We start from the raw sequence: 20,673 nt of genomic DNA on the forward strand, positions 1-20,673 counted from the left end.
TCAGTTGTCGATGGTGTCGGGACTGCCAGTGACGATGATGGCTCCGCAGGCGGTGATGTCGCCGATGCGGGCGTTGGGCAATCCTTCGGTGATGGTGTCGAAGCTGCCGGTCACGATGGGCGTCACACCATGCCCCGGGATGGGACAGACGTGCAGGTCCCCCATGCGGGCCACCGGCATGCCGTTGTCCAGCGTTCGGCTTGCCCCGGTGATGATGACGCCGCCGTGACTGCTGATGTCGCCGAGTCGCGCCTGGGAGCTCATGGGTTCACCTTCAGCAACAGATGGATCAGAAAGCCGACGAGTCCGCCAATGGTGCTGCCGATGGTCAGCACCAGGCCGACGATCTTCCACATGGTCTCGGTCCCCATCTTGGAGCCGACCCGGGCGTGCAGCCGGTCGATCTCCTCGGCGTGCCGGTGCAGATCGGAATAGATCGAGCGGACCAGTACCTCGACGTTTTCCTTGTCCGATTTCTTCTCGATTTCACGCTCGATCTTCTCGAGTCGGTCCTGGATTTCCCGGCGGTGGCTTTCGAGAATGCTGCGGAATTCCTCCCGCCAATGATCGAAAGTCCGGGCCAGCAATTCCTCGCTGGCCGAGAGTCCGGAGGGCGTTGTTGTTCTTTCTCCCATGCGATGCTTCCTTCAGGTGTTGATCAAGACGGTGTTCGTCGAGCGAATGATGATGTTTCCGGCCACCCCATCCATGAACACGAGACTGCCGGACTTGTCGGTGGCGCTGATGCTCTCCTGGCCGGGCGCGGCGTTCATGCGCACGACCTGACCGGCCTTGTCGGTGAGCCGGATCTGTTCGGCGGCGGCGGTGGAATCGACGAGGATTTCCTGGGTGCCGTTGAGTCCCCAGATGTGAACCTTTTCCCGGCCCTTGGTGGTGTCGATGAGGATCTTCTGCCAGCGGGAGCGGCCCTTGTCGCACGAGAGGATGTGGACCTTCTCCTTGTCCTGCCAGGCTTCGAGGATCACCTGCTGGCGGCAGAGGTCGGTGAGCTGGATGCGGGCGCGGGAGCCGACAATCTGCGAGGCGATGTCGAGCTGGTCACCTTTCTCGGCGTCCTTCGTGCCTCGCCGCAGGGCGTTGCCGCTCTGCATTTCCGGCTTCACCTTCCCTTCCATGGTGAGGATCTGACCGGCGCGGTCGATGATCCGTAGCAGTTCGTCGCCGTCGCGGTCATCGGCCAGGATGGTGTGGCCGGTTTCGGTCTTGAGCAGGACCTTCAGGCGCGGACAGTAATACGGCGGATGGCCGTGGTACTTCTTGTGTTCGAGATCGTCGTGCCGGTTGGCCTGATGCTCGACCTTGTCCTCACAGTCATGGCAGAAGGCATTCGCGCAGGTGCGCTTGGACTCCTCGGGTTGCTCGCCGGGATTGCTCTTGGCCAGCCAGACCCCGGTCCAGATCGGATACTGGACTACGCCGCCCTCGAACTCGGCCCAGACCGAGGCCCCTTCCTCGGGGACCAGGAACATGCCGGTGTCGTCGTTGCCGCCGTAGGGAAAACAGGGCGCGGCCCATTCGGACCAGTTCTCCCGCCCGCTGCCGAGCACGGCGGGGATTTCCAGACGGACCCGGCCGAGGCGTTCGGGGTCGTTGTTGTCGCGCACGAAGGCCCGGTACTTGCCGTACCAGCGGTTGCGGTAGCGCTCCTCGGATTGACGGTCGCGGGTTTCAAGCATGCTCCGTCTCCCGCTTTCGACTGGCGTTCCAGGCCAGCCATCCGCCCAGGCGAACCGCCCAATACATGACCTGGCGTTTCCACAGAGGCACGCCCAGGGCCGCCATCAGTTCGAGAAAGACGCTGTCGGCAGCAAGCCGCGAGACCTTGCCGGTGTGGTAGAGGTAGTCGTGAACGACGGCCGCCGGGGAATATCGTCCCCAGGGCGGCACCACGCGCCAGAACAGGCGCGGCACCGAGGCGAAGTCGGTCTCGAACCCGGCGGGCACTTCGATGATGCGGCCAGCGCCGGTGCGGACACGGAACGGCTGGGTCAGCCTCGCGGTCATTCCATTGGGCAGGATCTCCACCCGAAGCGGTCCGGAGAGACCCAGCGCGGTGCCGGAAAACAGGGTCTTGGTTTCGGCGCTCATGACCGCCACCTCGCCTTGCCCGACTGGCGCACGTCGAGATGGACCCAGGAGGCATAGACGCCGATGCCGCCCTCGCGGAAGAGAGGGATCTCCTCGGCGATGACCGCCAGTTCCTCGGGCGAAACGCCTGCGGGACAGCTCACGTCGGCCGCCATGCCCAGCGTGTGGAAACTCTGCTCCGCGCCGCCCACCGCCTGGTTGTGCCGGTTGCAGCGGAATCCGCTGGTGATGGACAGCGGTTTGCCTATGCGGTCGCGCAGCGTCCGCAGGGCGTCGACCAGGTCGGGATGGACCGCAGCCGAATGGCCGCAGCAGTTCTTGCCCTTGCAGGCGAATTCCGAACGGTTGAAATTCTTGCTGAGATCACCCATTGCCGCCTCCTTGTGTGACCGCGCCGGAATCCGCGTCGATGGTCACCATGGCTGGCGGCTCGTTTTGCGGCGTGGGCGGGGCCTCCTTGTCGTTGGGTTTGCCCTGGGACTCGGCGGACTTGTCGCCCGCGCCCTTGCCGAGGGCGTTCTTCTTGAGTTTGAGTTCGCAGAGATAGCCAGCGCCGCTGATGCTGTGGCGCACCGAGTGGCAGTAATAGATGCCGGAAAACTTCCGTCCCACGCCCTTGATCTCGACGTTCTTCTTGGCGCGTAGCTGGGGAATGCCGATGGTGGCCGCATCCGCCTCGACCTGGCGCAGCTCGGCCTCGCGGAATTTGCCTTCGGCGCTGTCCTGGGCGGGCTCCTGGCGCGGCTCTTCATGAAAGCCTTCGGAACGGTCGAAGCTCGGCACGATCTGCCCCGTCTCCTGTTCCTTGAAGCTGCCTTCGCCGGTGTTGCCGTCGACCAGATAAGTCTGCTTGCCCAAGGCCGTCCGCTCGGGGGTGGTGGCGTTGTTGGCCTTGTGCTCGACCACGTCCTTCTTGCGCGGGTCGACGCCGACCGTCTTGGTCTCGACACCCGCGCCCTTGGCTCCCTGGGATTGGGTGCTGGGGCGGAACGAGCGCAGCAGGCCCTTGGTGTCGGTAAAATATTCGAGGGTCAGAAGCGGCGTCTGGTCGAGCTCGCGGGGATGGAAATGGAGTTCGTCGTCCTGGATGTAGAAGACATAGCCGCTCACGCCCTCGCCATCGCGGTCACGGGCCTTTTCCGCCAGCTCCTTGAGGAACTGGGCGTCCGAGATGTTGCTTTGGGTGACGCGGAGATGGGTTCCCTTGGTGGCCGTGACCACCGGGGTGAGGCCGTTGGCAGCGGCGATCTGTTCGGCGATTTCCGAATAGAGGATGCCGGGAGCGGGTTTCTGCCAGACTTTCTGGTTCTCCTTGCCCGCGAGTTTGAAGCCCTTGTCGTAGGCCTTGATGCGTATGGTTGGATCGCCGTTTTCCGGGAAGTCGTAATCGATGTCCTTGATAACCGCCTTCTTGCGCGGAGAGAGGTTCCCCACGTAGCCGAAGCGGGCCACGATCTCGTTGCCTTCCTGGAACAGCGGATCGTCGACGAACTGCAGGTTGCGGTCGGTCACCGACAGCTCGAGAACATCCAGCTCCTCCTCGTTGTCGGTGAAGACGAACGAAGTGATCTCCTGGGTGATGTCCTTCGAGAGGTCTTGCCCCTCGATCTGAATCAGAAATGTCGGCTTGAAGGTATCCAGATCCATGCGTTTCTCCGGCGGTTCGCAGTTCCCTGCTTACTTACCGGAAGGCATGGCGAGGTGTCGGACGCTTCAGTCGAGCAGGCGCATCTGGACGTGTTCGCGGGAGGGAATGCGCAGCGCCAGACCCGGCTCGAGCGCCAACGGGAAAAAGATGTCGTTGTAGTCGCAGATGATCCACCAGAGCCGGGCATCACCCAGATAGCGGTGCGCGAGCAGATCCAAACGGTCGCCCTCGACGACGGTGTGCAGGCGGTCGTCATATCTCGGAGTAGTGTCGATGCGCTGGCGCATGCCGAGGGAAGTGCCGTCGCTGTCCCGGTAGAGAACGCAGCGGGCGTAGCGGGAATCACGGCCGATCATGAGCGCACCTCCGACCAGTTGATGGACCGATCCACATATTCCTCGAGGACGATGTCCACCTCGGCCCGTTGCGGCAGCAGGTTGTCCCGGTCGAACAGGCCGAAGAAACGCGCCTTCACCTGCCGGACGATGCAGGTCACGCCCGGGTAGAGATCTCCGAAAATCAGCAGCACACGGTGCGGCGCGTTCTTGAGCATGGTTCCGGCGTGTTCCGGATATTGCAGCGAGCGGAGCCAGTCGACCTTCTGTTTCACCGGCCCCTTGAACAGCTCGACCTTGAAGGCGATCCGGCGCGGTTCCCCGGCGACGTATTGGTAGCGCGGGTGGCTCATGCCGGGGATCTTGATCGTCGCGTAGTCGGTCGACTTCTCGTCGCTGATGGAGTTGGGGTTGTACTGGAATTCGAGCCGCTCCCCCGTGTCGGCGTCCACCAGATATCCCTTGATGGGCTGTTGATCCCAGGCCATTGCTTACACCTCGGCGATCTCGATGATCGGCTTGCCCAGTTGTCCGGCCCGGTCGAGTTCCAGCCGCATGCCGCTGGAAATGCCGTTGCCGGTGAACGCCCACACCTCGTCGCAACATTCCATGTAGGCCAGGCCGCAGGCGATGCCAGTCTCCCGCTGCTCGGGAACGCTGTCATCGGTAAAGGTCGGATACAACAGGTGCGGCGCGAACGGCGCGTGACCGCGTCTCATGACCCGACGGCAAAGCGCCTCGGCGACCCTGACGTTTCGGGTTATGTCGCCCGCGAACGGGCTGCAGACAAAGATGCGTTTCATCGGTCCTCTCACAGGGTTTCGTAGTTTCTGATCTTCCGCTCCCGCAGGTCCTTGTAGACGGCCTCGGCCACCTTCCGGCCATCGATGTTGGTGGTCACGCTCAGTTCCACCGGTCGGTCGGCCAAGCCATTGAGGCGCGAGAGCAGCGATTCCAGCAGTTCGCGCAGCCCCGGACCGGCTTCCTCTCCGCGCATGGGTGTCGCGGGAGCGGTGCGAGCCGGAGCGATCAACCGCTCGGAAGGCACCGTCTCGGCGAGTCCCGATTGCAGGGGCTTCGCTATCGGAGTCGGCGCGGTTGTCTTGGGCCGCTCGATCCCGGCCGGAGCCAGAGAAGCACTTCCGATTTCCGGTGCCGGTTCCACCGCATACGGCTGGATGTAGCTCTTACTTACCGGCTCGACGGCCGCCGCGACGGTCTGCACGGTGCCGTTCATCGGTTGTGGGGGTGGCGCGGCCTTGGCCATGACTGGCTGGAGCATCAGCATGGCGCTCAGGGCCTTGGGCACCAGGCGTTCGTCCAGACGCGGAACGAGACTGAGCACGCTTTCGATGATGCGTTGCCCAATCGATTCGGCGGGCTGCGCGGTCTTGAGCGGTTGTTTCTGCTCGGCCACCTGCGGGACCGGGGTCTGGACTCCCAGCATGGCGCGAGCGGAGGAGAGCAAACCGTTGGCGATCCCAGTACTTCTATCCTTGATCGCCTGAATGCCCGCGCTCGCGCCGCTGGAAAGCCTTTGCCAGAGGGTTTGCCCCTCGGCACCGGCGTTGGTAAAGATTCGACCGACAGCGCCGGGCACGGCCGACAGCGTGGCAACGATCCGGTCGCGGAGATTGACGGCTCCCGTGGCCAGCGCGTCCCAGGTATTGGCTTGGGGCGGTTTGATCGCCAGCTCGGGCGTGTCGCCAAACAGGGATTGTTTGAGACCTCCGAAAATGGTACCAGCCTTGGCCGCGACGGTTTGAGCCCCGGAGGTCAACCCATCCCAGAGTTTTCCGGCCATGCGGAAGGGAGCTGAGGCGGCGTCCATGAGGTTGCCGCCCGCCGTTTTGATCTGCTGCCACGCTCCCGCAGCGGCCGAGAGAATTCCGCGAGCGGCGAAGCCGAACACTTTCGCGGGCAGCGTCTGGGTAAGGCTCATGCCGTCGGCGAGGGTCTTGAGCAGCGCGGAACCGGAGGCGGTCAGGCTGGCGAGTGGTCCCTCGCGGGCATCGGAGAACGGCAGCAGATTGCGCAGCTTGCCCAGGGCGTTCTTGAGCATGGTGACGGGATAGGTCACCGCCGACCAGATCCCTTCGCCCAGGGTGATCAGCAGCTTTTTGCCCGCCTCGAAGAAGGTGGTGTCCCCGGCGAAGAAAGAGCGCACGGTGGCAAACAGCTCCCGCAGTGTGCTGATGATCGGCAGATTCAGAATCGCCTGGCCGATCTGTCCGGCGGCGTCGGCCACCAGGCGTCCGATGGAGGTAAAGATGCCGGAAATGAAATCCCAGACACCGACCATCACATCCCGCGCCCAGCGGAACGGGGTGGCAAGAAAATCGTAGACCGCACCGCCGATGGCCTTGAGCCCGTCCAGCAGGGAGATGTCACCGGTCAGCACCTGCCAGACCGCATAGACGATCTTCCCGGCGGCCATGAAGGCCTCGCCGATCATGCGCACGGGCAACAGGAACTTGTAGATGAACTTGGTCGCTCCGATCAGGGACCCGACGATGGCCTTGCCGACCCAGACCACGCTGCGCACCACCACCGCCAGGGCTCGGACGATGAGCGACAGGTTCCAGGCCACGATCTTCAGCGCGAATGCCAGCCCCTGCAGAAGCACACCGGCGACGGTGCCGATAACCGTGCCGAAGGTGCGCCAGGACGACCCATCGGTGGCGCTGGCGGCCACGCCGAAGATTTCCACCACTGAAAAGACCGCGCTGGCCAGCGCCGCGTAGGCACTCATCAGGGTGCGGACGGTCGGTTCGAGGATGGCGCGGATGCGGCCAAAGGCATGGGAGAACGCGCCCCACAATCCGGCCAGGGCCTCACGAACGCGGTAATAGGCTTTGAAGACGGTGACCACGAAGCCCAGCAGTCCGGCGGATTCGAGCTTCTGGGCCAGTTCGGCCGACATCTGCCCGACGCCGCCGCTGAGCGAACCCACCAGCTCTCTGATCCCCTGGAAGACCAGCGAGACCTTGTTCCAGGCCCCGGTGATGATCTCCTGAATGCCGCCGAAGTTGGTTTCCCAGGCGCGTTTGAGCAGATACACCGAGAGGATCACGCCCGCGATGATCGCGGTGACGGGCAGAAAATAGGTCGCGACCGCCGAACCCACCCCGGCCAGCGCGGCGCTGATGGCCACGAACCCGGCCTTGATGGCGGGAAGCATGAGTCCCACCATGCCCACGGCGGCGGTGACGGCTCCGGCCACGACCAGAATGGTGCCGAGGGCCATGGACAGCCCCAGTACCACTCGGGTCACGCCCGGCATCGATTTGGCCATGCGTTGCAGGAATAGAATGAAGCGGGAGACGCCGTTGATCACCGGCGTGACCACCGGCAGCAGAGTGCGGCCCAGGATTTCGCTGAGGTTGGCCATCTGCTGGCGCAGAAGCAGGAACCGGGCTCCGATGTCCTGGTTCATGGCGTCGGCCATCTGTTCGGTGACCGCCGTGCCTGTCTTCATGGCCCGGCCTACCGACTGGATATTGCCTTCGAGGCTCTCCATGCCCGCCGACATCTGCAGCAGGAACTTGACCGCCTCGTCGGAGCCGAAGGCCTTCTTCAGCTTCACCTGGGCGGCGGCGTTGGAGAGGTCGGGGAACTGGCGCTTGATCTCTTGCAGGATAGGAACCACGCCCTTGAGGCGGCCGCTGGTGTCGGTGAAGGACAGCCCCAGCTCGTCCCCGGCCTCGGCCGCCTTCATGATGAACGCCTTGTACAGCGTGCCCGCCTCGGAGCCGGGCATGGTGGTCTGGAGCTGGCCGAGCACGGCGAGCTGTTCGTTCAGGGGAATGTTGCTCGCCGCCGCCACCGCGCCGATGTTCTTGATGGCGTCGGCCATCTGGGTGCCATTGGTCTTGAACGAGGCCACGGTCTGCGCCATGGCTCCGGAAAAGGCGGTCGCCCATTCCATGTCGTTCATGTCGGCCATGATGGGCTTGAAGATCCCGTAGGCCGTGGTGAAGGTGCCGACCATTTCCTGGGTGGTGGCCTTGGTCGCCTTGGCCGTCATGGCTGCCATGGAGGTGAAGACGCCCACCGCCTCGTCGCTTAGGTTGGACAGGGCCGATTTCACATCGTAGGTGGCGGTGATGAAGGCGGCCTTGTCGGCACCGGACCATTGGTTGGTGAAGGATTCTGCGGCGTCCTCGATGGCCCGGAGGTCCTGCACGCCAAGGGACGCCAGCTCGCCCAAGGCCTTCTGGGTCGCGGCGGTGGAGGCGACCAGTGCGGCGGGCACGGCCATCAGGGCCAATCCAGCCCCCAGCATCATGGTGCCTTGCTGGATGCGATCCAGATTGCAGGTCATCCGCTCGCTGGCATCGGCCACGGTGGAGTCCAGATCCATCATGGAACCACGGACGCGCTGCGCGTTCTGCGAAAACGCATCCTTCATCGATACCACTATGCCCAGTCCGAGATCGCCGTTCATCTATCGCCGTTCCGTTTGCTCACGTTCAAAATCAAGTTGCCGCTCGAGGGCCTCGACGAACTGACGCCGGACCCTGAGCGGTAGCGAGCGGGTTTCCAACCAGCCCCAGTGCAGTCCGCCGTAAGCGAGAAAGAATGCGTCGCTTACAAGCGAACTCCGGGGAACAAAAAAGCCGGTTCGGCCTCCAGGCGGGTACGGATCTTGGTGCCGCAGCCATCGCATTCGGTCTCGACCGAGGTGTCGATTCCCGCGTCGACCCGCGACATCTCCTGCCGCAGCGCGTTGCGGTCGCGCATCGACATTTCCGCCAGGCTCTTCTTGGAGGGAGCCTTGCCGTCGATGTCGAGGACGCGGATGAGCATGGCCGAGGTGATGTTGGGCTCGCGCAGGCTGGCCAGACGCTTTTCCTTGTGGCCGTCGAGATATCCGAAGCGCACGGTTTTTTTCGAGCCGGGCAGCTTGAAAGCGAACTCGCGCTCCTCGCCGTAGGGGGTGACCTTGAGATCCTCGAGATTGATGGTCACAAAGTTGCTCATGCGGCAGGCGCTGTTCGGGCAGCTCAGCTCCAGTTCAACCTCGTCGCCGAGGGAAATCTGGCGCAGGCGGACCAGGGCGAACAACCGGTCACCCGAGAGCAGGTTCATCACCTCGGAAAGATCGGGGTCGGTCTTCTCGCCCAGCCGGACGAAACAGTTGCGGAGCACCTGGTTGATCGCCTCTCCGGAACGGATCAGGCGCTGGTTGGTAAGCAGTTCTTCCTCGGCCCCGGTCATTTCCCGAAGCTCGAGTTCAGTGCCGCTTGGCAGTTCAAAGCTGTACATGGTCGATCCTCCGGTTTAGGTCCAGTATTGGAAGCAGATGGTGAGCTTCTCGATGGTGTTCTCGGTGTTGCCGCCCTCGAGCTCGTCGTATTCGAGCGCCTTCACCCAGGCCCCGTGCAGGGTCCAGCGGCGGGTCTCGTTGCCGGTGCGGTCGTAGCGGACAACGTCGATGTCGCGCATGTAGTCGGCCGGAAGACCGCCGGTGACGGCGTTCACGTCCACCTGTTTCTTGATCCATTCGCGTGCCGCCTCGTCGGAGCCGTCCTGCAGGGTGCCTTTCTCGAGGGTGATGTCCTCGAACTTGACCCGCCCCGCCACCTTTTGGTCGAACATCGAACCGGCCGGGGCAAAGGCCACTTCCTCGAATTCGGTTTTTGGCTCCTGTCCCTTGTGGAACAGGGCCACGTCGAAGCCATTTACCTCGATGGCGAATTGCCAGTTCTGGTAAAGGCTCTTGGGCATGTTTCCGCTTCTCATAGCCGTGTTCTCCCGTTAGATGATTTCTTTGAAGTCCGCAGAGGTAGCGGTCAGGATGAAGTTCAGCTCGATGAACTCCGCCGTCTTGGTCGGCTTGACGAACACGCGGGCCACCATTTCGTTGCGGTCGATGACCGCCGGGGTATTGGTCTCCTCGTCGCACTGGAAGGCGAAGTCGTAGAGGCCGCCCTTGTCCTTGATGTCCTGCAGGAAGGGGTTGATCAGGCGGCCGAGGGCACGCCAGGTCTGGGGATGGTTCGGCTCGAACACCACGAAGCGGGAGGATTCCGAGATGGCTTCCTCCATGAACATCATCAGACGGCGGACGTTGATGCGGTCCACGGCCGAGGGCTGGCTTTGCAGCGTCTTCTGGCCCCAAATGTTGATGCCGGTGTCGGGGAACACGGCGATGACGTTGACCCCTTCCGGATAGAGCACATCGCGCTCGCCACGGCTGGTCTTGTAGGCCAGGGAGAGCGTGTTGAAGATGCGGCCACGGTCGATACCGGCGGGCGCGTTCCAGACGTTGGTCTTCTGGTCGCTGCGGGCGATGCATCCCGCCACCGCGCCGCAGGGCGGCACCAGCTTCTTGCGCGAGTTGACCGGATCGCTGATCTCCAGCCAGGGGTAGTAAAGCGCCGCGTAGGAGGAGTTGAAGGCCGCGTGGCTGTACAGCCCTTGTCCCTTGCGGAAGTCGACCGCTTCGAGCGGCTCCAGGTGCATGGGCGTGTCGGCGATGAACAGCAGATCCTTGCGCCCCTCGGCATAGGCGATTCCGGCGTTGATCACCGGCACTGTGGTGACGCCGGGGACCATCAGCAGGTTCAGGGCGTCGATCTCGTCAAAGCCATAGAGGCCGGTATGCTGCGAGGGATCGCCGATGAAGTCCGCATCGGCCAGATCGGTCAGACCATTGTCGCCGCCGCTGAGCGTGAACACGCCCAATGCCGGACGGTCGCTGGGCGTTCCCATTGCTGCGGCCAGATCCTGGACCAAGATGAAATCCGAGCGGTCGTTGATCGCCAGCTCCACATGGTTCGGCAGCGTCTCGTCCATGCTCAGATCCTTGAGCACCTCGACCACATCGCCTTTGTGCCGGACCACCAGGTTGAAATGGTTGGCCGGATCGAGAGAACCGTCCTCGATGGAGATGGAGAGTCGGTCGCCCCAGACGCCTTCGTTCACTGCTTCTATCCGCAGGGTGTCGGCGGGCGTGGCCTCCCGGTTCTGGAGGACGACGGATGCCTTGAGCGCCGTCAGTGTGTCCCGGTCGGTGGGGTCGGTGAGATGGGCGATGCGGGTGACGTAGAGGACCGAGCCGCCGTTGTCGAAAAACGCCCGTGCGGCGTAGGCCAGATAGCTTTCATTGATGTAGGAGCCGAAACGGTTGATGAACTGTTCCCAGCTCGTCACCAGCACGGGCTTGTTGATCGGGCCTTTCTCGGCCACTCCGACCATGGCGGCCATTGATGTCGAGATCTGCTTCACATAGAAACTGAAGTCCGTTTCCCGGGTGTAAATCCCGGGCGATAGATAGGTCGGCATGGTTATTTCCTCCGCTTGCTGGTGGTCTTGGCCTCATCGTTTCCGGCGTCCTCGGTTGCCGTGGGCTTTTCCGGTTCCGGTTCCGCGCCGCCGGTCAGGTCGGTGATGCGCACCAGGCCGCGTTTTCCGGCGGTCTTGATCTCGGCGGAGAGGTCCTTGCGGGCGATGCTCTTGCGCTCTCGCGGCCCGAGGTGGAGAGTTCCCTGGCCGGAGAGGTTGAACGTCAGGGGTTGGAACTGCAGGTTTCTGATCTCGATCACGGTAGTTCTCCTTTACGGTTGAATGGTTCGTTGCTCTGTCACGTCGCCGTAACCAACCGGCAGGACAGCCGGTTGGCACGACCGAAGGTCGCCCCGCAGGGGTGGAGCACAGGGATGTGCGACATGAAACTGGAAGGTCCGGTCCCGGATCAGCCGACCGTCGCGCAGGTCGCCGTCGTACACCGGGCAGGATTCGATGCGGATGCGTCCGGAGCTTTGCCGGAGGTTGGAGAGGTTCACTCGGGCCAGGCCGCCCAGAGGAACCAGTTCGGTAAGGTTCAGGCTGCCCTGGTCGGCGATGGCGATCTCCGGGTAAAGCTGGAGGAACCGCGATACCGACTCGTGAAAACCGAGCAGTTCGGCCTCCCGATCCACGGTTACCACCAGGTCGAAATCGAGGTGATAGAGCCGGGGAAGCCGGCACTCCTCGAAACTCAGCTCCGCGACATTCTTCTCGAACAGGCGGCTCTGGCTGCGGCGGAAACGGTCTTCCGTCAGCTTCGGCCCCTGGAGGATGACGCTGGGGGTACGCTGGACCTCGAACAGGTCATCCGGGAACACCAGCACGGTGTCCGGGTGGATGGCCTGCTTGGCCAGGCGGATCAGGGTTTCTGTGACGGTCTGTATCGTGCTCAAGGGACGCCTCCGTTTTCTGCCTGGTTACTTACCGGAAGCGCTGGCGATGTGTCGGAGGCTCAAAGCGCGGAGCGGATCGCCTCGCGATAGTTCTGGAGGATCTGCTCGCGGTACTTCTCCATCACCGGATGCAGAAATGGTCTGGCGGGGATGATGATGGTCGCGCCGCTCGGATGTTTGATGGTGGCCCCGTACTCCATGACGGCACCGATGTTCACCATGTCTTCCCCGTCCTTGTTGACGGTGCCGCGCAGCAGGCCGACGAACGCCTTGTCGGTCATGATCTTCTGGGTGATGGCGTTGACGAGAAAGCCAGTGTCGATGAGCGCCTTGCTTGAGCCTTTGCGCTCGATGGTGCTTTCGGCGAGTTTCACGAAGGCCTGTCCGCCCGGGGCCTGGGAGCGAATCCCCCGCTGAATCTCACGCACCAGAAAAAGGGCGTTGCGGATCGTGGCCTGACGCAGGGCCGTGGCCAGGCGCGGCCCCATGCCGGTGGTCAGCTTGGCGCGGGCCTTGTCCCAGTCACCGGTTCGCCTAACGCCCATTGAGCTTCACCAGTTGCAGGTTCTTGTGAGTGACGGTGCCGAAGAAGTGTTCTTCTTCCACACTCTGTATGCGATAGGTTTCCCGGTCTGCGTCCAGGCGGTCTTCACCCCGGACGTCGGCATCCGGAAGGACGCAGGCGAGCGCATCGATCTTGCCGCTCAGCTCCTCCGGCGGGGTTTCGTTCAGTTCGAGGGGGATGACAGAAACTTCTGAGTATTCGGCATCATCGGTGCCGTAGAGCCGCTCGCCGGGAACCACGCGCAGGATGCGTGCAGTCTGGCCCGAGGAGAGGATCAGCCGGGCGACGTCGGCCACGGCTTCGGCGCGTTCCCGGTCATTCAACAACATCGAGATCGATCCCTTGTTCGTAGATGACCGGCGCAAGTCCGCTCGGAGTCAGGATGTAGGCTTCCTGGTCGAGCTGGGTGGCCGGACGCAACTCGGTGAGCCGCTGCCGGTAGTCGGCGAGCAGATCGGCCTCGAGCTTGGCCCAGTGGCCGGGCTGGCCGGTTTTGTCCACCCTCTTGTCGCCGCTGGAAAAGGAGAAGGCGTTGGCGGTGGCCGAACGCATGACCTGGCAGGCGTGGATCTGCGCCATGATCACCAGGAGCTCGCGGACCTCGCCGGTGGGATCGGGGGTGATCTCTCCGGCCGTGATCGTCAGCGATTGGTCGAGGTCGCGGCCGACCCGGAAAACGGCCTTCCGGACGCATCTCTCCAGAGTCTGGTCCTCGAAGAGAGATGCGCCCGGATCGGACAGGTCGAGCCGCAGGTCGGCGATCAGGTCACTCAGCAGCACCTTGCAGGCCCTCCAGACGGCTCTTGAGCGCGTCGATCACCGTGCGGCGTTTCTCGGTATCCATGTAGCCCTTGAGGGTCTCCGGATTGGCCTCCTCGTTGACCCTGGAGATGGCGTCGGTGGCGGAGAGCTTGCTCAGGTCCACCGGTTCCGCGTCCTGGTCGGGCTCTGGAGGGGCGAGCGGTTCCTGTTTCGGTTTGTGTTCGCCCTCATCCATGGTGCTCACTCCTTCGGGGCCAGCCTTCGGCTGTCCAAATCCGCTCCCGGCGGATTTGTCGGCCATGGCCAGGCGTCCGTTTTTCAGGGCAGCCTGGATTTGTTTGGTAAAGTGTTCCACCTCGACGACCTGTCCGGGCTTGAGTTTCAGCCCGGCGTCGGGGATCACCAGAACGCCGGGACGGATGTTCTTGATTCGATTCATCTCACGTCACCTCCTAAGATTACGGAACCAGTTTGACCTTGGCCATGATGTCGGGGCGGGTAATGCCCTGGCCGATCTCGGACCACACCAGCCAGCCGGTCTTGAAGCGGGTCTTCTGGTCGATGGATTCCGTCTTCAGGTTTTCACGCACCGGCATCTTCCCGACCTCTTCATCCGGGACGATGATGATCTCGTCCAGCGGCATGGAGGCGGTCAGCAGAATGCCGCCGGTGCCGTAGTTCTTGATGACACCCTTCTGGCGCAGCTCGAGCTTGGTCTGGGGATCGAGGTTCCAGCCGCGCATGTCGTTGAACCGACGGCCACGCATGACGATGTACTTCACCGACAGCTCCAGGTCCTCGATGATCGAGATGGCCTCGTTCAGTGCCTCTTCGGTGAGCAAATCGCCGGTGACCTCGATGATATTGGACGCCGGGATGGCTGAGGACAGCACCGAGATGGTGCGGCGGTCCATCTCCTTGCGGATGGCGTCGGCGGCGCTGGTCTGGATGTCCATCAGCGTGCCGATGTTGCCGTTCTTGAGAACGGAAACGTCCACCATCGGGTTGGAGTGAATGCGGTTGGTGGGGAACTCGACCTCATCATTGCCCACCTCCTGCTCCTGGGCGTCGCCGTCCTTGCTGATCCAGTGGGCCTTGACGGTCGGTTTCTTCTGGTAGACCGGACGTTCGCCCTTGGGCAGCGTGTGCTTGGTGAGCAGCAGCGAGGAGATCTCCTTGCGCTTGATCTCCTGTTCGATGGGCGCGGCGATGGCGGCGGCAAGCGCCCGCATGCCTTCGGGCGACTCGAGAGCCTCGCTCATGAGCCGCGCCATGGTTTCCATGTATTCCTGGGAATGGATCTTCAACTGATTGGTTTTCATGTGCGTTGGCTCCTTGGGTTAGACGAGCAGGCGGAATTTGAGGACGCCGCTCTGTACGGAAATGGCGTGGGCGACCACGTGCTCTCCGGCCGCGACGCCGTTGGTCAGCCGACCGCTCGCCGAAACTTTCAGGTCGTCTCCGGCGACGACGGTCCCTTCGAAGGCGTCGGTCTCGTAAACGCCGCCGTCGCAGTAGATGCCGGGCATTTCGCCACCGGCGTAATCCTTGATCAGGATGCCGAAGGAGCGCTTGGTGGGATCGGTGTTGACGGCGAACAGGTCGTCGCCGACCACGCGAACCACCTGGCCGAGCTGGCCGTCGCCCTGGATGTGGCCGTCGCCATAGGCGAGGCTGCGGTGACACGGATTGATGAATGACATGGTGTTTCCTCCTTATGCGTTGATTTGCGAGTGTTCGGGAGAGTCCTCGCCGACACGGTTGCGGTAAGCGGCCATGAGCCCGTCGCGCAGACGGTCCTCGAGCGACACCTTGCGGTCGTCTACATCGTGGGGCCGAACACCGGCGTCGCTGCGCAGCGGGGTTTCCGTCGATGCCTTGGCGGCGGGCTTGCCGCCCTGGTCGCTGTCAGCGGGTTTCTCTTCCTTGTCCTTGTCCGCCTTGGCCGACTTGGGCAGGCGCTCATAAGCGGCTTCGGTGGCGGCGAAGGCTTCGTCGGACAGTTCGGCCAGGCGTTTCAGCTCGGCTTCCCGGTCCTCATCGGACGCAAAGGAGAGCCCCTGCTTCTCCAGCCGGGTGAGCAGTTTCTTGGCGCGGGAACGGCAAGCGGCCGCCTTTTGTTCGGCTTCCAGTTCCTGGACGCGCTTCTGCAGCTCGGCGACCTGGGCCTTGAGCTGCCGGTTTTCCTTTTCCAGGTCGGTAACGCGAGCGGGATCGCCTTCCTGCTGGGCCGGTTTCTTCTTGGCCGCGTCTGATTCGGTCTTGGCGGCCTGGTCATCGGTGGGTTTGGTTTTGTCTTCCATCGTGGAATCTCCTTCGGGTTGGGATTGGTCGGGCTGGCTCTGAAGGGACGCCACCTGCAGAATCCTGGCGTTCTCGTCCGCGCCTTTGCGGTCGAGCAGTCCCAGTCCAGTGAAAGTGACGCCGTGCAGAATCTCGAAAACGGGTTGGCCGTTGAAATCACGGCCCTTGAATTTGCGCAGGTGGGTGCAGTAGTCGGCCTTGTTCTGGAAGCGCTTGTGGCAGACCGAGCATTCGCCCTCCTGGTAGTCGCATTCCATGGAGACCTGGGAGATGATCCCGCGCTTCATCAGCTTGTAGGCCAGCCGGGCGGCCGGGGTGTCGTGGACGTACAGCTCGCCGACGCATTCCACGCGGCCGCCGTTGTCGTCCTCCAGGTAGTCGGCGGCGACGATGCCGCCCACGATGTCGTTGAACTCCTGCGAATGCTGCAGATCGACCTTCTTGTTCACGGCCGTCATGTGCCGACCGGACAACTCCTCGGCGGTGAAGTGATCGCCGTTCTTGTTGGTCCCGGTGCGGCAGAGCACGAAGCTGAACTGGGGGTCGCCCGCCGAACCGACATCCATGGCCTCGGTCGCGAGGCGTTCGCCTTCGCCCAGCCGGATGTCCACGGGAATGCTGGTGTGGAAGTTCGCGGCGGCGGCCATCGGAACGGGTTTCTCCTCCCGCTCGGCGCTGGCCTTGGCCCCGGGAGCGCAGACGAACAGACGCTCCTTGGCGTTGGAAGCCTCGCCGTGCTTGGAGGTGATGGCGTAGTGGTGATCCTTGGACTTCATCCGGCTCTGCTTGCCGAAGGAGCCGATGATCCGCTTCATCTCCTGCTCGTTGGGATAGGCGTGATCGCGGTAGGAAATCAGCCAGTGCGGAATGTGTTTGGCGTTGCCGAGAAAGGTCTGGAAGAACTCGTTGGCGTTAGCCTTGGTGACGGTCTTGTGGTCGGTCTCGTAATACTTGACCTTGGTGTCGGCCTTGATTTCGAGCCCTTCCCAATAGGTCATGAGCCCCTCCACGAAGTGGTAGGCCCGCTCGTAGTTGGTGGTCGAAAACTCGGTGGCGTAGGGCGGATCGAAGTAGGCCAGATCCGCCTTGGCTTTCGGCAGCAGGTCGTTGATGTCCTGCCGGTATGCCTTGTTCTCCTTGTCGTTGTCGAAAACCAGGGCGTTGATACGCTGCAGGTTCTTGCGCAAGCGATCCTTGAACTCGTCTGGGGTGTCCTGGCGGCGGCCATAATCGGTGGACGACGAGAAGTGGCCGAAACCGCCCTTGCCGCTCATGCAGGTCTTGCCGAGGCCGAACAGGGCGATGTCTTTCTTGAAGCCGGAGAGCTTGTCGCAGTTGGCGCGGATGGTGTCGATCAGCGCATGGACGCCCTTTGCGAAGAAGATGCCCTTGAAGTTGTCCTGAACGAAGCTGCCCGCCTTGGCGTTGTCGGCCAGGAGTGCCTCGATCTCGTCCTCGCTCAGGCGAACCGAGTTATTCTCGATGATCGCCTTGGCGGCGTGGTGGCAGTAGCGGAGCCGGTCATTGGCGATGACCTGCAGGCCCTTGGTCTTGTACATGTAGGCCACGACCGCAGACCCCGAAAAGGCGTCCAGCACCGTGCCAGCGCCTTCCGGGGTATGCTTCCAGATCCAGTCGACGAGCTTCTGCTTACTGCCGATGTAGTTGGTGATGTACTTGGGGCGTTTCTCGGGAGGGAGCTCTTCAGGAGCGGACTGTTCGGCGGCCTCGGTCCCGAGCGCATCGGGATCGAGAGTCAGCGCCGCATCGGCCTCCAGTAGAAACGCCAGCCTTTCCAGGTCTGTGGCGAACAGTTCCATCAACGTCTCCGGTCAGTTTGCTGTGCTCTCCGCGACCTGCGGGGAGCGTTCAGCGGTTACTTACCGGAAGCGTCGTTGATGTGTCGGAGGGTGACGGAGAATTTCAGCGGGTGGGGTTCAGCTGGAAATTTCCTGGAAGTTGCCGAGATTTGGCTTGAAAATCGGATTGCTATTCGCTATCTTGTGTTATCATGTTTTATTACGGAATCCAGAAAAGCGGTGACTGACATGGAACCACAAGACAAATGGCTGACCATCGAGGAGCTTTCCGGCTATCTGAAAATGAGCCGCAGCAAGCTCTATCAGATGGCCCAAAAAGGTGAGTTGCCCGGTTCCAAGATCGGAACCCAGTGGCGGTTCGACCGGGATGAGGTTGACGACTGGATGAAAAGCCTTCGACAGACGGCACCGCAAAAGGCATCGGTCAACAATGGATAGCCACAACAAAAAGGGATTACCATGCCGAGCCTGATACAGCCAACATTATTCGACCTGCTTGATGTTCCGGCTTTTCCGAGACCTGCGGCGGTCACGAACGCGATTGAAACACTGGCTTCAAACAGTGGCATCGAGGCGCGAGGAGCAGTCTTTACGCGCATCGAGGTCGTTGATTTTATTCTCGATCTGGTTGGCTACGTCGCCAATGAGCCACTGCACCACCGTCGCATTCTGGAGCCATCTTTTGGCGAGGGCGATTTCCTTCTTCCGATTGTTGAACGACTCATTTCTGCATGGCGGGAAAATGGCGGGAATGTTTCTTCCGCTGGTGCTGAATTAGGAGAAGCCATTCGTGGCGTGGAGTTACATAGGGAAACCTTTATCTCAACACGCAAGGCCGTCATTAACCGGCTGAAAGCGGAAGGATTATCGTCATCTGTGGCCTCAGAGCTCGCCGACCAATGGCTGACTCAGGGGGATTTCCTTCTTGAGCGGCAAAACGCTCGCTTTGACTTTGTTGTCGGCAATCCACCGTATGTCCGTCAAGAACTGATTCCTGCACCACTGTTGACTGAATACCGCCATCGTTACCAGACGATGTACGACCGCGCCGACCTTTACATTCCTTTCATCGAACGTTCGCTGTCTCTTCTCGACGAAGGCGGGACTCTGGGTTTTATTTGTGCCGACCGATGGATGAAAAACCGCTACGGCGGCCCATTGCGGGAGTTCATCGCAAGAAATTTCCATCTCAAAGCCTATGTCGATATGGTGGATACCAACGCTTTTCATTCCGAAGTCAGCGCCTATCCCGCGATCACCGTCATTGAGAAGACGAAAGCAGGTGCAACCCGGATTGCCCACAGGCCCAAGATTGAAAAGAAGGCGTTATCTGCTGTTGCAGCAGAAATCAGGTCTGAAGCCCTGTCCAAAGACTCATCTGTCCGAGAAATGGTTGGAGTGGTAAGCGGTTCAGAGCCTTGGCTTTTGGAATCGTCGGATCAAATGTCGCTGATCCGACGTATCGAAAGCCAATTTCCCGCGCTGGAACAAGCTGGTTGTAAGATCGGGATTGGTGTGGCCACTGGCGCTGATAAGGCGTTCATCGGGAATTTCGAATCTCTTGACGTCGAGTCCGACCGAAAAATTCCACTTGTGGCGACCCGTGACATTCAATCCGGTGAGGTCGTCTGGCAAGGTCAAGGAGTTATCAATCCGTTCGCAGATGACGGTGGCCTTGTCGATTTGCGGGATTACCCCAAGCTGGCCAGCTACCTTGAAGAACGAAAGTCGGTGATAGCAAAGCGTCATTGTGCACAGAAAGCACCGTCAAATTGGTACCGGACGATTGACCGGATATGGCCGGGGCTGACCAGCAAGCCGAAGTTGCTGATACCAGATATCAAGGGCGAGGCTCACATTGTTTTTGAGCCGGGCAAACTTTATCCGCACCACAACCTTTACTATGTCGTCTCAGACACTTGGGATTTGCGTGCCTTGCAGGCGGTATTGCTATCCAGCATCGCCAAGCTATTTGTGGCGACCTATTCAACGAAAATGCGCGGAGGTTACCTGCGTTTTCAGGCGCAGTACCTGCGGCGCATCCGCATTCCCTTCTGGCAGCACGTATCCGAGAATCTCCGGCGGGAGTTGATCCATGCCGCGACCAACCGCGATCTTGACGCTTGTAACAGAGCGGTTTTCAAACTTTACAAACTGAACCAAGAAGAACGATCCGCTCTTGGCGGCAATGGAGAATAATAATGGCAATTGACCTTGTAGATTATGAGCGGAAGGCTCGTGAAGCTGTGCAGGCGTTTTGGGAAAACCGGGAAGCAGCCAGGCAGAAGCAAATTGAATCAGGCAAGGCCGACCAGGGGGAGCGTGCTAGTGTGACCTCTGGCAAAAACATGGATGGGTTTATCGCCTTAATACTCGACATCATCCATGCCAACGGGCTCACCCATGCCGACATCCACCAGAAACGCGCCGTCCTGACGCTGCCCGGTTTCTTTCGGCCAACCAAGCTCTGGGATCTGCTAGTCATCCACAAAGGCGAGCTGATTGCGGCCATTGAACTGAAAAGCCAGGTGGGACCTTCGTTCGGCAACAATTTCAACAACCGGACGGAAGAGGCCATCGGCACAGCTCATGACTTGTGGACCGCCTATCGCGAAGGGGCGTTCGGCAAACAGCCTCGTCCGTTTGTTGGCTGGCTGATGTTGGTTGAGGATGCGCCTGAGTCCCGTTCTCCAGTCAAATACAACTCACCTCATTTCCCCGTGTTTAAGGAATTCAAGAGCGTATCTTATCTCCAGCGGTACGATTTGCTTTGCCAGAAGTTGACACAGGAACAACTCTACACATCCGCTTCGCTTATCGCCTCTCCGAGATCCGCCGCTGCTGGTGGTAATTTTTGCTCGTTGTCATCAATGACCAGTCTCAAGACCTTCGTCGCCTCTCTTGCCGGACACATCGCAGGCGAGTCGGCAAGACTTGAGTAGTT

At 61.4% G+C, this 20,673-nt stretch carries 24 protein-coding genes and 1 pseudogene; 3 read left to right on the forward strand and 22 right to left on the reverse strand.

The features are described 5' to 3' along the window. The 22 genes and pseudogenes from GSUB_RS09970 to GSUB_RS10075 all read right to left on the reverse strand — a co-directional run bounded on the left by GSUB_RS09970 (position 1) and on the right by GSUB_RS10075 (position 17,729). Positions 1-264 carry a PAAR domain-containing protein gene (locus GSUB_RS09970; RefSeq protein WP_011366988.1) on the reverse strand — a complete coding sequence of 88 codons (264 nt, stop codon included), beginning with the start codon at positions 262-264 and terminating at the stop codon, positions 1-3. Beyond that, positions 261-635, reverse strand: a complete 375-nt coding sequence (locus GSUB_RS09975) for a hypothetical protein (RefSeq protein WP_015721232.1) — start codon at positions 633-635, stop codon at positions 261-263. Before GSUB_RS09975 ends, GSUB_RS09970 begins: the two co-directional genes overlap by 4 nt. A gap of 12 nt (positions 636-647) precedes the next feature. Then, positions 648-1,697, reverse strand: a complete 1,050-nt coding sequence (locus tag GSUB_RS09980) for a phage baseplate assembly protein V (protein WP_011700611.1) — start codon at positions 1,695-1,697, stop codon at positions 648-650. Next, complete coding sequence (locus GSUB_RS09985; protein ID WP_040200602.1) at positions 1,690-2,109, reverse strand: DUF1353 domain-containing protein; 420 nt, start codon at positions 2,107-2,109, stop codon at positions 1,690-1,692. Before GSUB_RS09985 ends, GSUB_RS09980 begins: the two co-directional genes overlap by 8 nt. Further along, positions 2,106-2,480 (reverse strand): YcbK family protein, encoded by a 375-nt coding sequence (locus tag GSUB_RS09990; RefSeq protein WP_040200603.1) that lies wholly within the window; start codon positions 2,478-2,480, stop codon positions 2,106-2,108. The genes GSUB_RS09985 and GSUB_RS09990 overlap by 4 nt, the downstream gene beginning before the upstream one ends. Continuing rightward, entirely contained in the window at positions 2,473-3,756 is a 1,284-nt protein-coding gene (locus GSUB_RS09995) for a phage late control D family protein (RefSeq protein ID WP_040200604.1), read from the reverse strand. Before GSUB_RS09995 ends, GSUB_RS09990 begins: the two co-directional genes overlap by 8 nt. A gap of 66 nt (positions 3,757-3,822) precedes the next feature. Then, complete coding sequence (locus GSUB_RS10000; RefSeq protein ID WP_040200605.1) at positions 3,823-4,113, reverse strand: LysM peptidoglycan-binding domain-containing protein; 291 nt, start codon at positions 4,111-4,113, stop codon at positions 3,823-3,825. After that, on the reverse strand, positions 4,110-4,580 hold the full coding sequence (locus GSUB_RS10005; protein ID WP_011366981.1) for a CIS tube protein: 471 nt from the start codon (positions 4,578-4,580) through the stop codon (positions 4,110-4,112). The genes GSUB_RS10000 and GSUB_RS10005 overlap by 4 nt, the downstream gene beginning before the upstream one ends. A gap of 3 nt (positions 4,581-4,583) precedes the next feature. Continuing rightward, the gene (locus GSUB_RS10010) at positions 4,584-4,895 is read right to left on the reverse strand and encodes a DUF7768 domain-containing protein (RefSeq protein WP_028588324.1); all 312 of its coding nucleotides are present in this window, start codon (positions 4,893-4,895) and stop codon (positions 4,584-4,586) included. Between the two features lie 2,444 nt (positions 4,896-7,339). Further along, a pseudogene (locus GSUB_RS20200) lies at positions 7,340-8,539 on the reverse strand (phage tail tape measure protein); the annotation flags it as partial. A gap of 143 nt (positions 8,540-8,682) precedes the next feature. Then, entirely contained in the window at positions 8,683-9,360 is a 678-nt protein-coding gene (locus GSUB_RS10020) for a T4 family baseplate hub assembly chaperone (RefSeq protein ID WP_040200608.1), read from the reverse strand. 15 nt (positions 9,361-9,375) lie between these two features. Further along, entirely contained in the window at positions 9,376-9,822 is a 447-nt protein-coding gene (locus tag GSUB_RS10025; protein ID WP_227501130.1) for a phage tail protein, read from the reverse strand. A 30-nt stretch (positions 9,823-9,852) separates the two neighbouring features. Beyond that, positions 9,853-11,382 carry a phage tail sheath C-terminal domain-containing protein gene (locus GSUB_RS10030; RefSeq protein WP_040200609.1) on the reverse strand — a complete coding sequence of 510 codons (1,530 nt, stop codon included), beginning with the start codon at positions 11,380-11,382 and terminating at the stop codon, positions 9,853-9,855. Positions 11,383-11,384: 2 nt separating this feature from the next. Further along, on the reverse strand, positions 11,385-11,642 hold the full coding sequence (locus GSUB_RS10035) for a hypothetical protein (protein ID WP_040200610.1): 258 nt from the start codon (positions 11,640-11,642) through the stop codon (positions 11,385-11,387). A gap of 12 nt (positions 11,643-11,654) precedes the next feature. Continuing rightward, positions 11,655-12,278, reverse strand: coding sequence for a hypothetical protein (locus GSUB_RS10040; protein WP_040200611.1), 624 nt, complete (start codon positions 12,276-12,278; stop codon positions 11,655-11,657). Positions 12,279-12,337: 59 nt separating this feature from the next. Then, a complete protein-coding gene (locus tag GSUB_RS10045) occupies positions 12,338-12,823 on the reverse strand; it encodes a phage virion morphogenesis protein (RefSeq protein ID WP_040200613.1) in 486 nt (161 codons plus the stop codon). Then, positions 12,813-13,172 (reverse strand): hypothetical protein, encoded by a 360-nt coding sequence (locus GSUB_RS10050; RefSeq protein ID WP_040200614.1) that lies wholly within the window; start codon positions 13,170-13,172, stop codon positions 12,813-12,815. Before GSUB_RS10050 ends, GSUB_RS10045 begins: the two co-directional genes overlap by 11 nt. Further along, entirely contained in the window at positions 13,159-13,623 is a 465-nt protein-coding gene (locus tag GSUB_RS10055) for a hypothetical protein (protein WP_040200615.1), read from the reverse strand. Before GSUB_RS10055 ends, GSUB_RS10050 begins: the two co-directional genes overlap by 14 nt. Continuing rightward, a complete protein-coding gene (locus GSUB_RS10060; protein WP_040200616.1) occupies positions 13,610-14,044 on the reverse strand; it encodes a hypothetical protein in 435 nt (144 codons plus the stop codon). The genes GSUB_RS10055 and GSUB_RS10060 overlap by 14 nt, the downstream gene beginning before the upstream one ends. Before the next feature lie 19 nt (positions 14,045-14,063). Then, positions 14,064-14,927, reverse strand: a complete 864-nt coding sequence (locus GSUB_RS10065; protein WP_040200617.1) for an HK97-fold major capsid protein — start codon at positions 14,925-14,927, stop codon at positions 14,064-14,066. A gap of 18 nt (positions 14,928-14,945) precedes the next feature. Next, entirely contained in the window at positions 14,946-15,308 is a 363-nt protein-coding gene (locus GSUB_RS10070) for a hypothetical protein (protein ID WP_027182227.1), read from the reverse strand. 12 nt (positions 15,309-15,320) lie between these two features. After that, on the reverse strand, positions 15,321-17,729 hold the full coding sequence (locus GSUB_RS10075; RefSeq protein WP_040200620.1) for a DNA adenine methylase: 2,409 nt from the start codon (positions 17,727-17,729) through the stop codon (positions 15,321-15,323). A 228-nt stretch (positions 17,730-17,957) separates the two neighbouring features. On the opposite strand from GSUB_RS10075, the gene GSUB_RS10080 reads away from it, so the two are divergent. From GSUB_RS10080 to GSUB_RS10090, 3 genes are read left to right on the forward strand one after another with little or no spacing between them, the layout of a single operon-like run. Beyond that, positions 17,958-18,167 carry a helix-turn-helix domain-containing protein gene (locus tag GSUB_RS10080; protein WP_040202370.1) on the forward strand — a complete coding sequence of 70 codons (210 nt, stop codon included), beginning with the start codon at positions 17,958-17,960 and terminating at the stop codon, positions 18,165-18,167. A gap of 21 nt (positions 18,168-18,188) precedes the next feature. Further along, the gene (locus tag GSUB_RS10085; RefSeq protein ID WP_084211932.1) at positions 18,189-19,928 is read left to right on the forward strand and encodes an Eco57I restriction-modification methylase domain-containing protein; all 1,740 of its coding nucleotides are present in this window, start codon (positions 18,189-18,191) and stop codon (positions 19,926-19,928) included. Positions 19,929-19,930: 2 nt separating this feature from the next. Beyond that, complete coding sequence (locus GSUB_RS10090; protein WP_040200621.1) at positions 19,931-20,671, forward strand: PaeR7I family type II restriction endonuclease; 741 nt, start codon at positions 19,931-19,933, stop codon at positions 20,669-20,671. Positions 20,672-20,673: the final 2 nt, after the last annotated feature.

The sequence above is a fragment of the Geoalkalibacter subterraneus genome, from assembly GCF_000827125.1.
GTDB lineage: Bacteria > Desulfobacterota > Desulfuromonadia > Desulfuromonadales > Geoalkalibacteraceae > Geoalkalibacter_A > Geoalkalibacter_A subterraneus.

Excerpts from the sequence above, each read along its gene's own strand:
- GSUB_RS09970 (WP_011366988.1), bottom strand. The coding sequence starts at position 264 with ATGAGCTCCCAGGCGCGACTCGGCGACATCAGCAGTCACGGCGGCGTC.
- GSUB_RS09975 (WP_015721232.1), bottom strand. The coding sequence starts at position 635 with ATGGGAGAAAGAACAACAACGCCCTCCGGACTCTCGGCCAGCGAGGAA.
- GSUB_RS09980 (WP_011700611.1), bottom strand. The coding sequence starts at position 1,697 with ATGCTTGAAACCCGCGACCGTCAATCCGAGGAGCGCTACCGCAACCGC.
- GSUB_RS09985 (WP_040200602.1), bottom strand. The coding sequence starts at position 2,109 with ATGAGCGCCGAAACCAAGACCCTGTTTTCCGGCACCGCGCTGGGTCTC.
- GSUB_RS09990 (WP_040200603.1), bottom strand. The coding sequence starts at position 2,480 with ATGGGTGATCTCAGCAAGAATTTCAACCGTTCGGAATTCGCCTGCAAG.
- GSUB_RS09995 (WP_040200604.1), bottom strand. The coding sequence starts at position 3,756 with ATGGATCTGGATACCTTCAAGCCGACATTTCTGATTCAGATCGAGGGG.
- GSUB_RS10000 (WP_040200605.1), bottom strand. The coding sequence starts at position 4,113 with ATGATCGGCCGTGATTCCCGCTACGCCCGCTGCGTTCTCTACCGGGAC.
- GSUB_RS10005 (WP_011366981.1), bottom strand. The coding sequence starts at position 4,580 with ATGGCCTGGGATCAACAGCCCATCAAGGGATATCTGGTGGACGCCGAC.
- GSUB_RS10010 (WP_028588324.1), bottom strand. The coding sequence starts at position 4,895 with ATGAAACGCATCTTTGTCTGCAGCCCGTTCGCGGGCGACATAACCCGA.
- GSUB_RS10020 (WP_040200608.1), bottom strand. The coding sequence starts at position 9,360 with ATGTACAGCTTTGAACTGCCAAGCGGCACTGAACTCGAGCTTCGGGAA.
- GSUB_RS10025 (WP_227501130.1), bottom strand. The coding sequence starts at position 9,822 with ATGCCCAAGAGCCTTTACCAGAACTGGCAATTCGCCATCGAGGTAAAT.
- GSUB_RS10030 (WP_040200609.1), bottom strand. The coding sequence starts at position 11,382 with ATGCCGACCTATCTATCGCCCGGGATTTACACCCGGGAAACGGACTTC.
- GSUB_RS10045 (WP_040200613.1), bottom strand. The coding sequence starts at position 12,823 with ATGGGCGTTAGGCGAACCGGTGACTGGGACAAGGCCCGCGCCAAGCTG.
- GSUB_RS10050 (WP_040200614.1), bottom strand. The coding sequence starts at position 13,172 with ATGTTGTTGAATGACCGGGAACGCGCCGAAGCCGTGGCCGACGTCGCC.
- GSUB_RS10060 (WP_040200616.1), bottom strand. The coding sequence starts at position 14,044 with ATGAATCGAATCAAGAACATCCGTCCCGGCGTTCTGGTGATCCCCGAC.
- GSUB_RS10065 (WP_040200617.1), bottom strand. The coding sequence starts at position 14,927 with ATGAAAACCAATCAGTTGAAGATCCATTCCCAGGAATACATGGAAACC.
- GSUB_RS10070 (WP_027182227.1), bottom strand. The coding sequence starts at position 15,308 with ATGTCATTCATCAATCCGTGTCACCGCAGCCTCGCCTATGGCGACGGC.
- GSUB_RS10075 (WP_040200620.1), bottom strand. The coding sequence starts at position 17,729 with ATGGAACTGTTCGCCACAGACCTGGAAAGGCTGGCGTTTCTACTGGAG.
- GSUB_RS10080 (WP_040202370.1), top strand. The coding sequence starts at position 17,958 with ATGGAACCACAAGACAAATGGCTGACCATCGAGGAGCTTTCCGGCTAT.
- GSUB_RS10085 (WP_084211932.1), top strand. The coding sequence starts at position 18,189 with ATGCCGAGCCTGATACAGCCAACATTATTCGACCTGCTTGATGTTCCG.
- GSUB_RS10090 (WP_040200621.1), top strand. The coding sequence starts at position 19,931 with ATGGCAATTGACCTTGTAGATTATGAGCGGAAGGCTCGTGAAGCTGTG.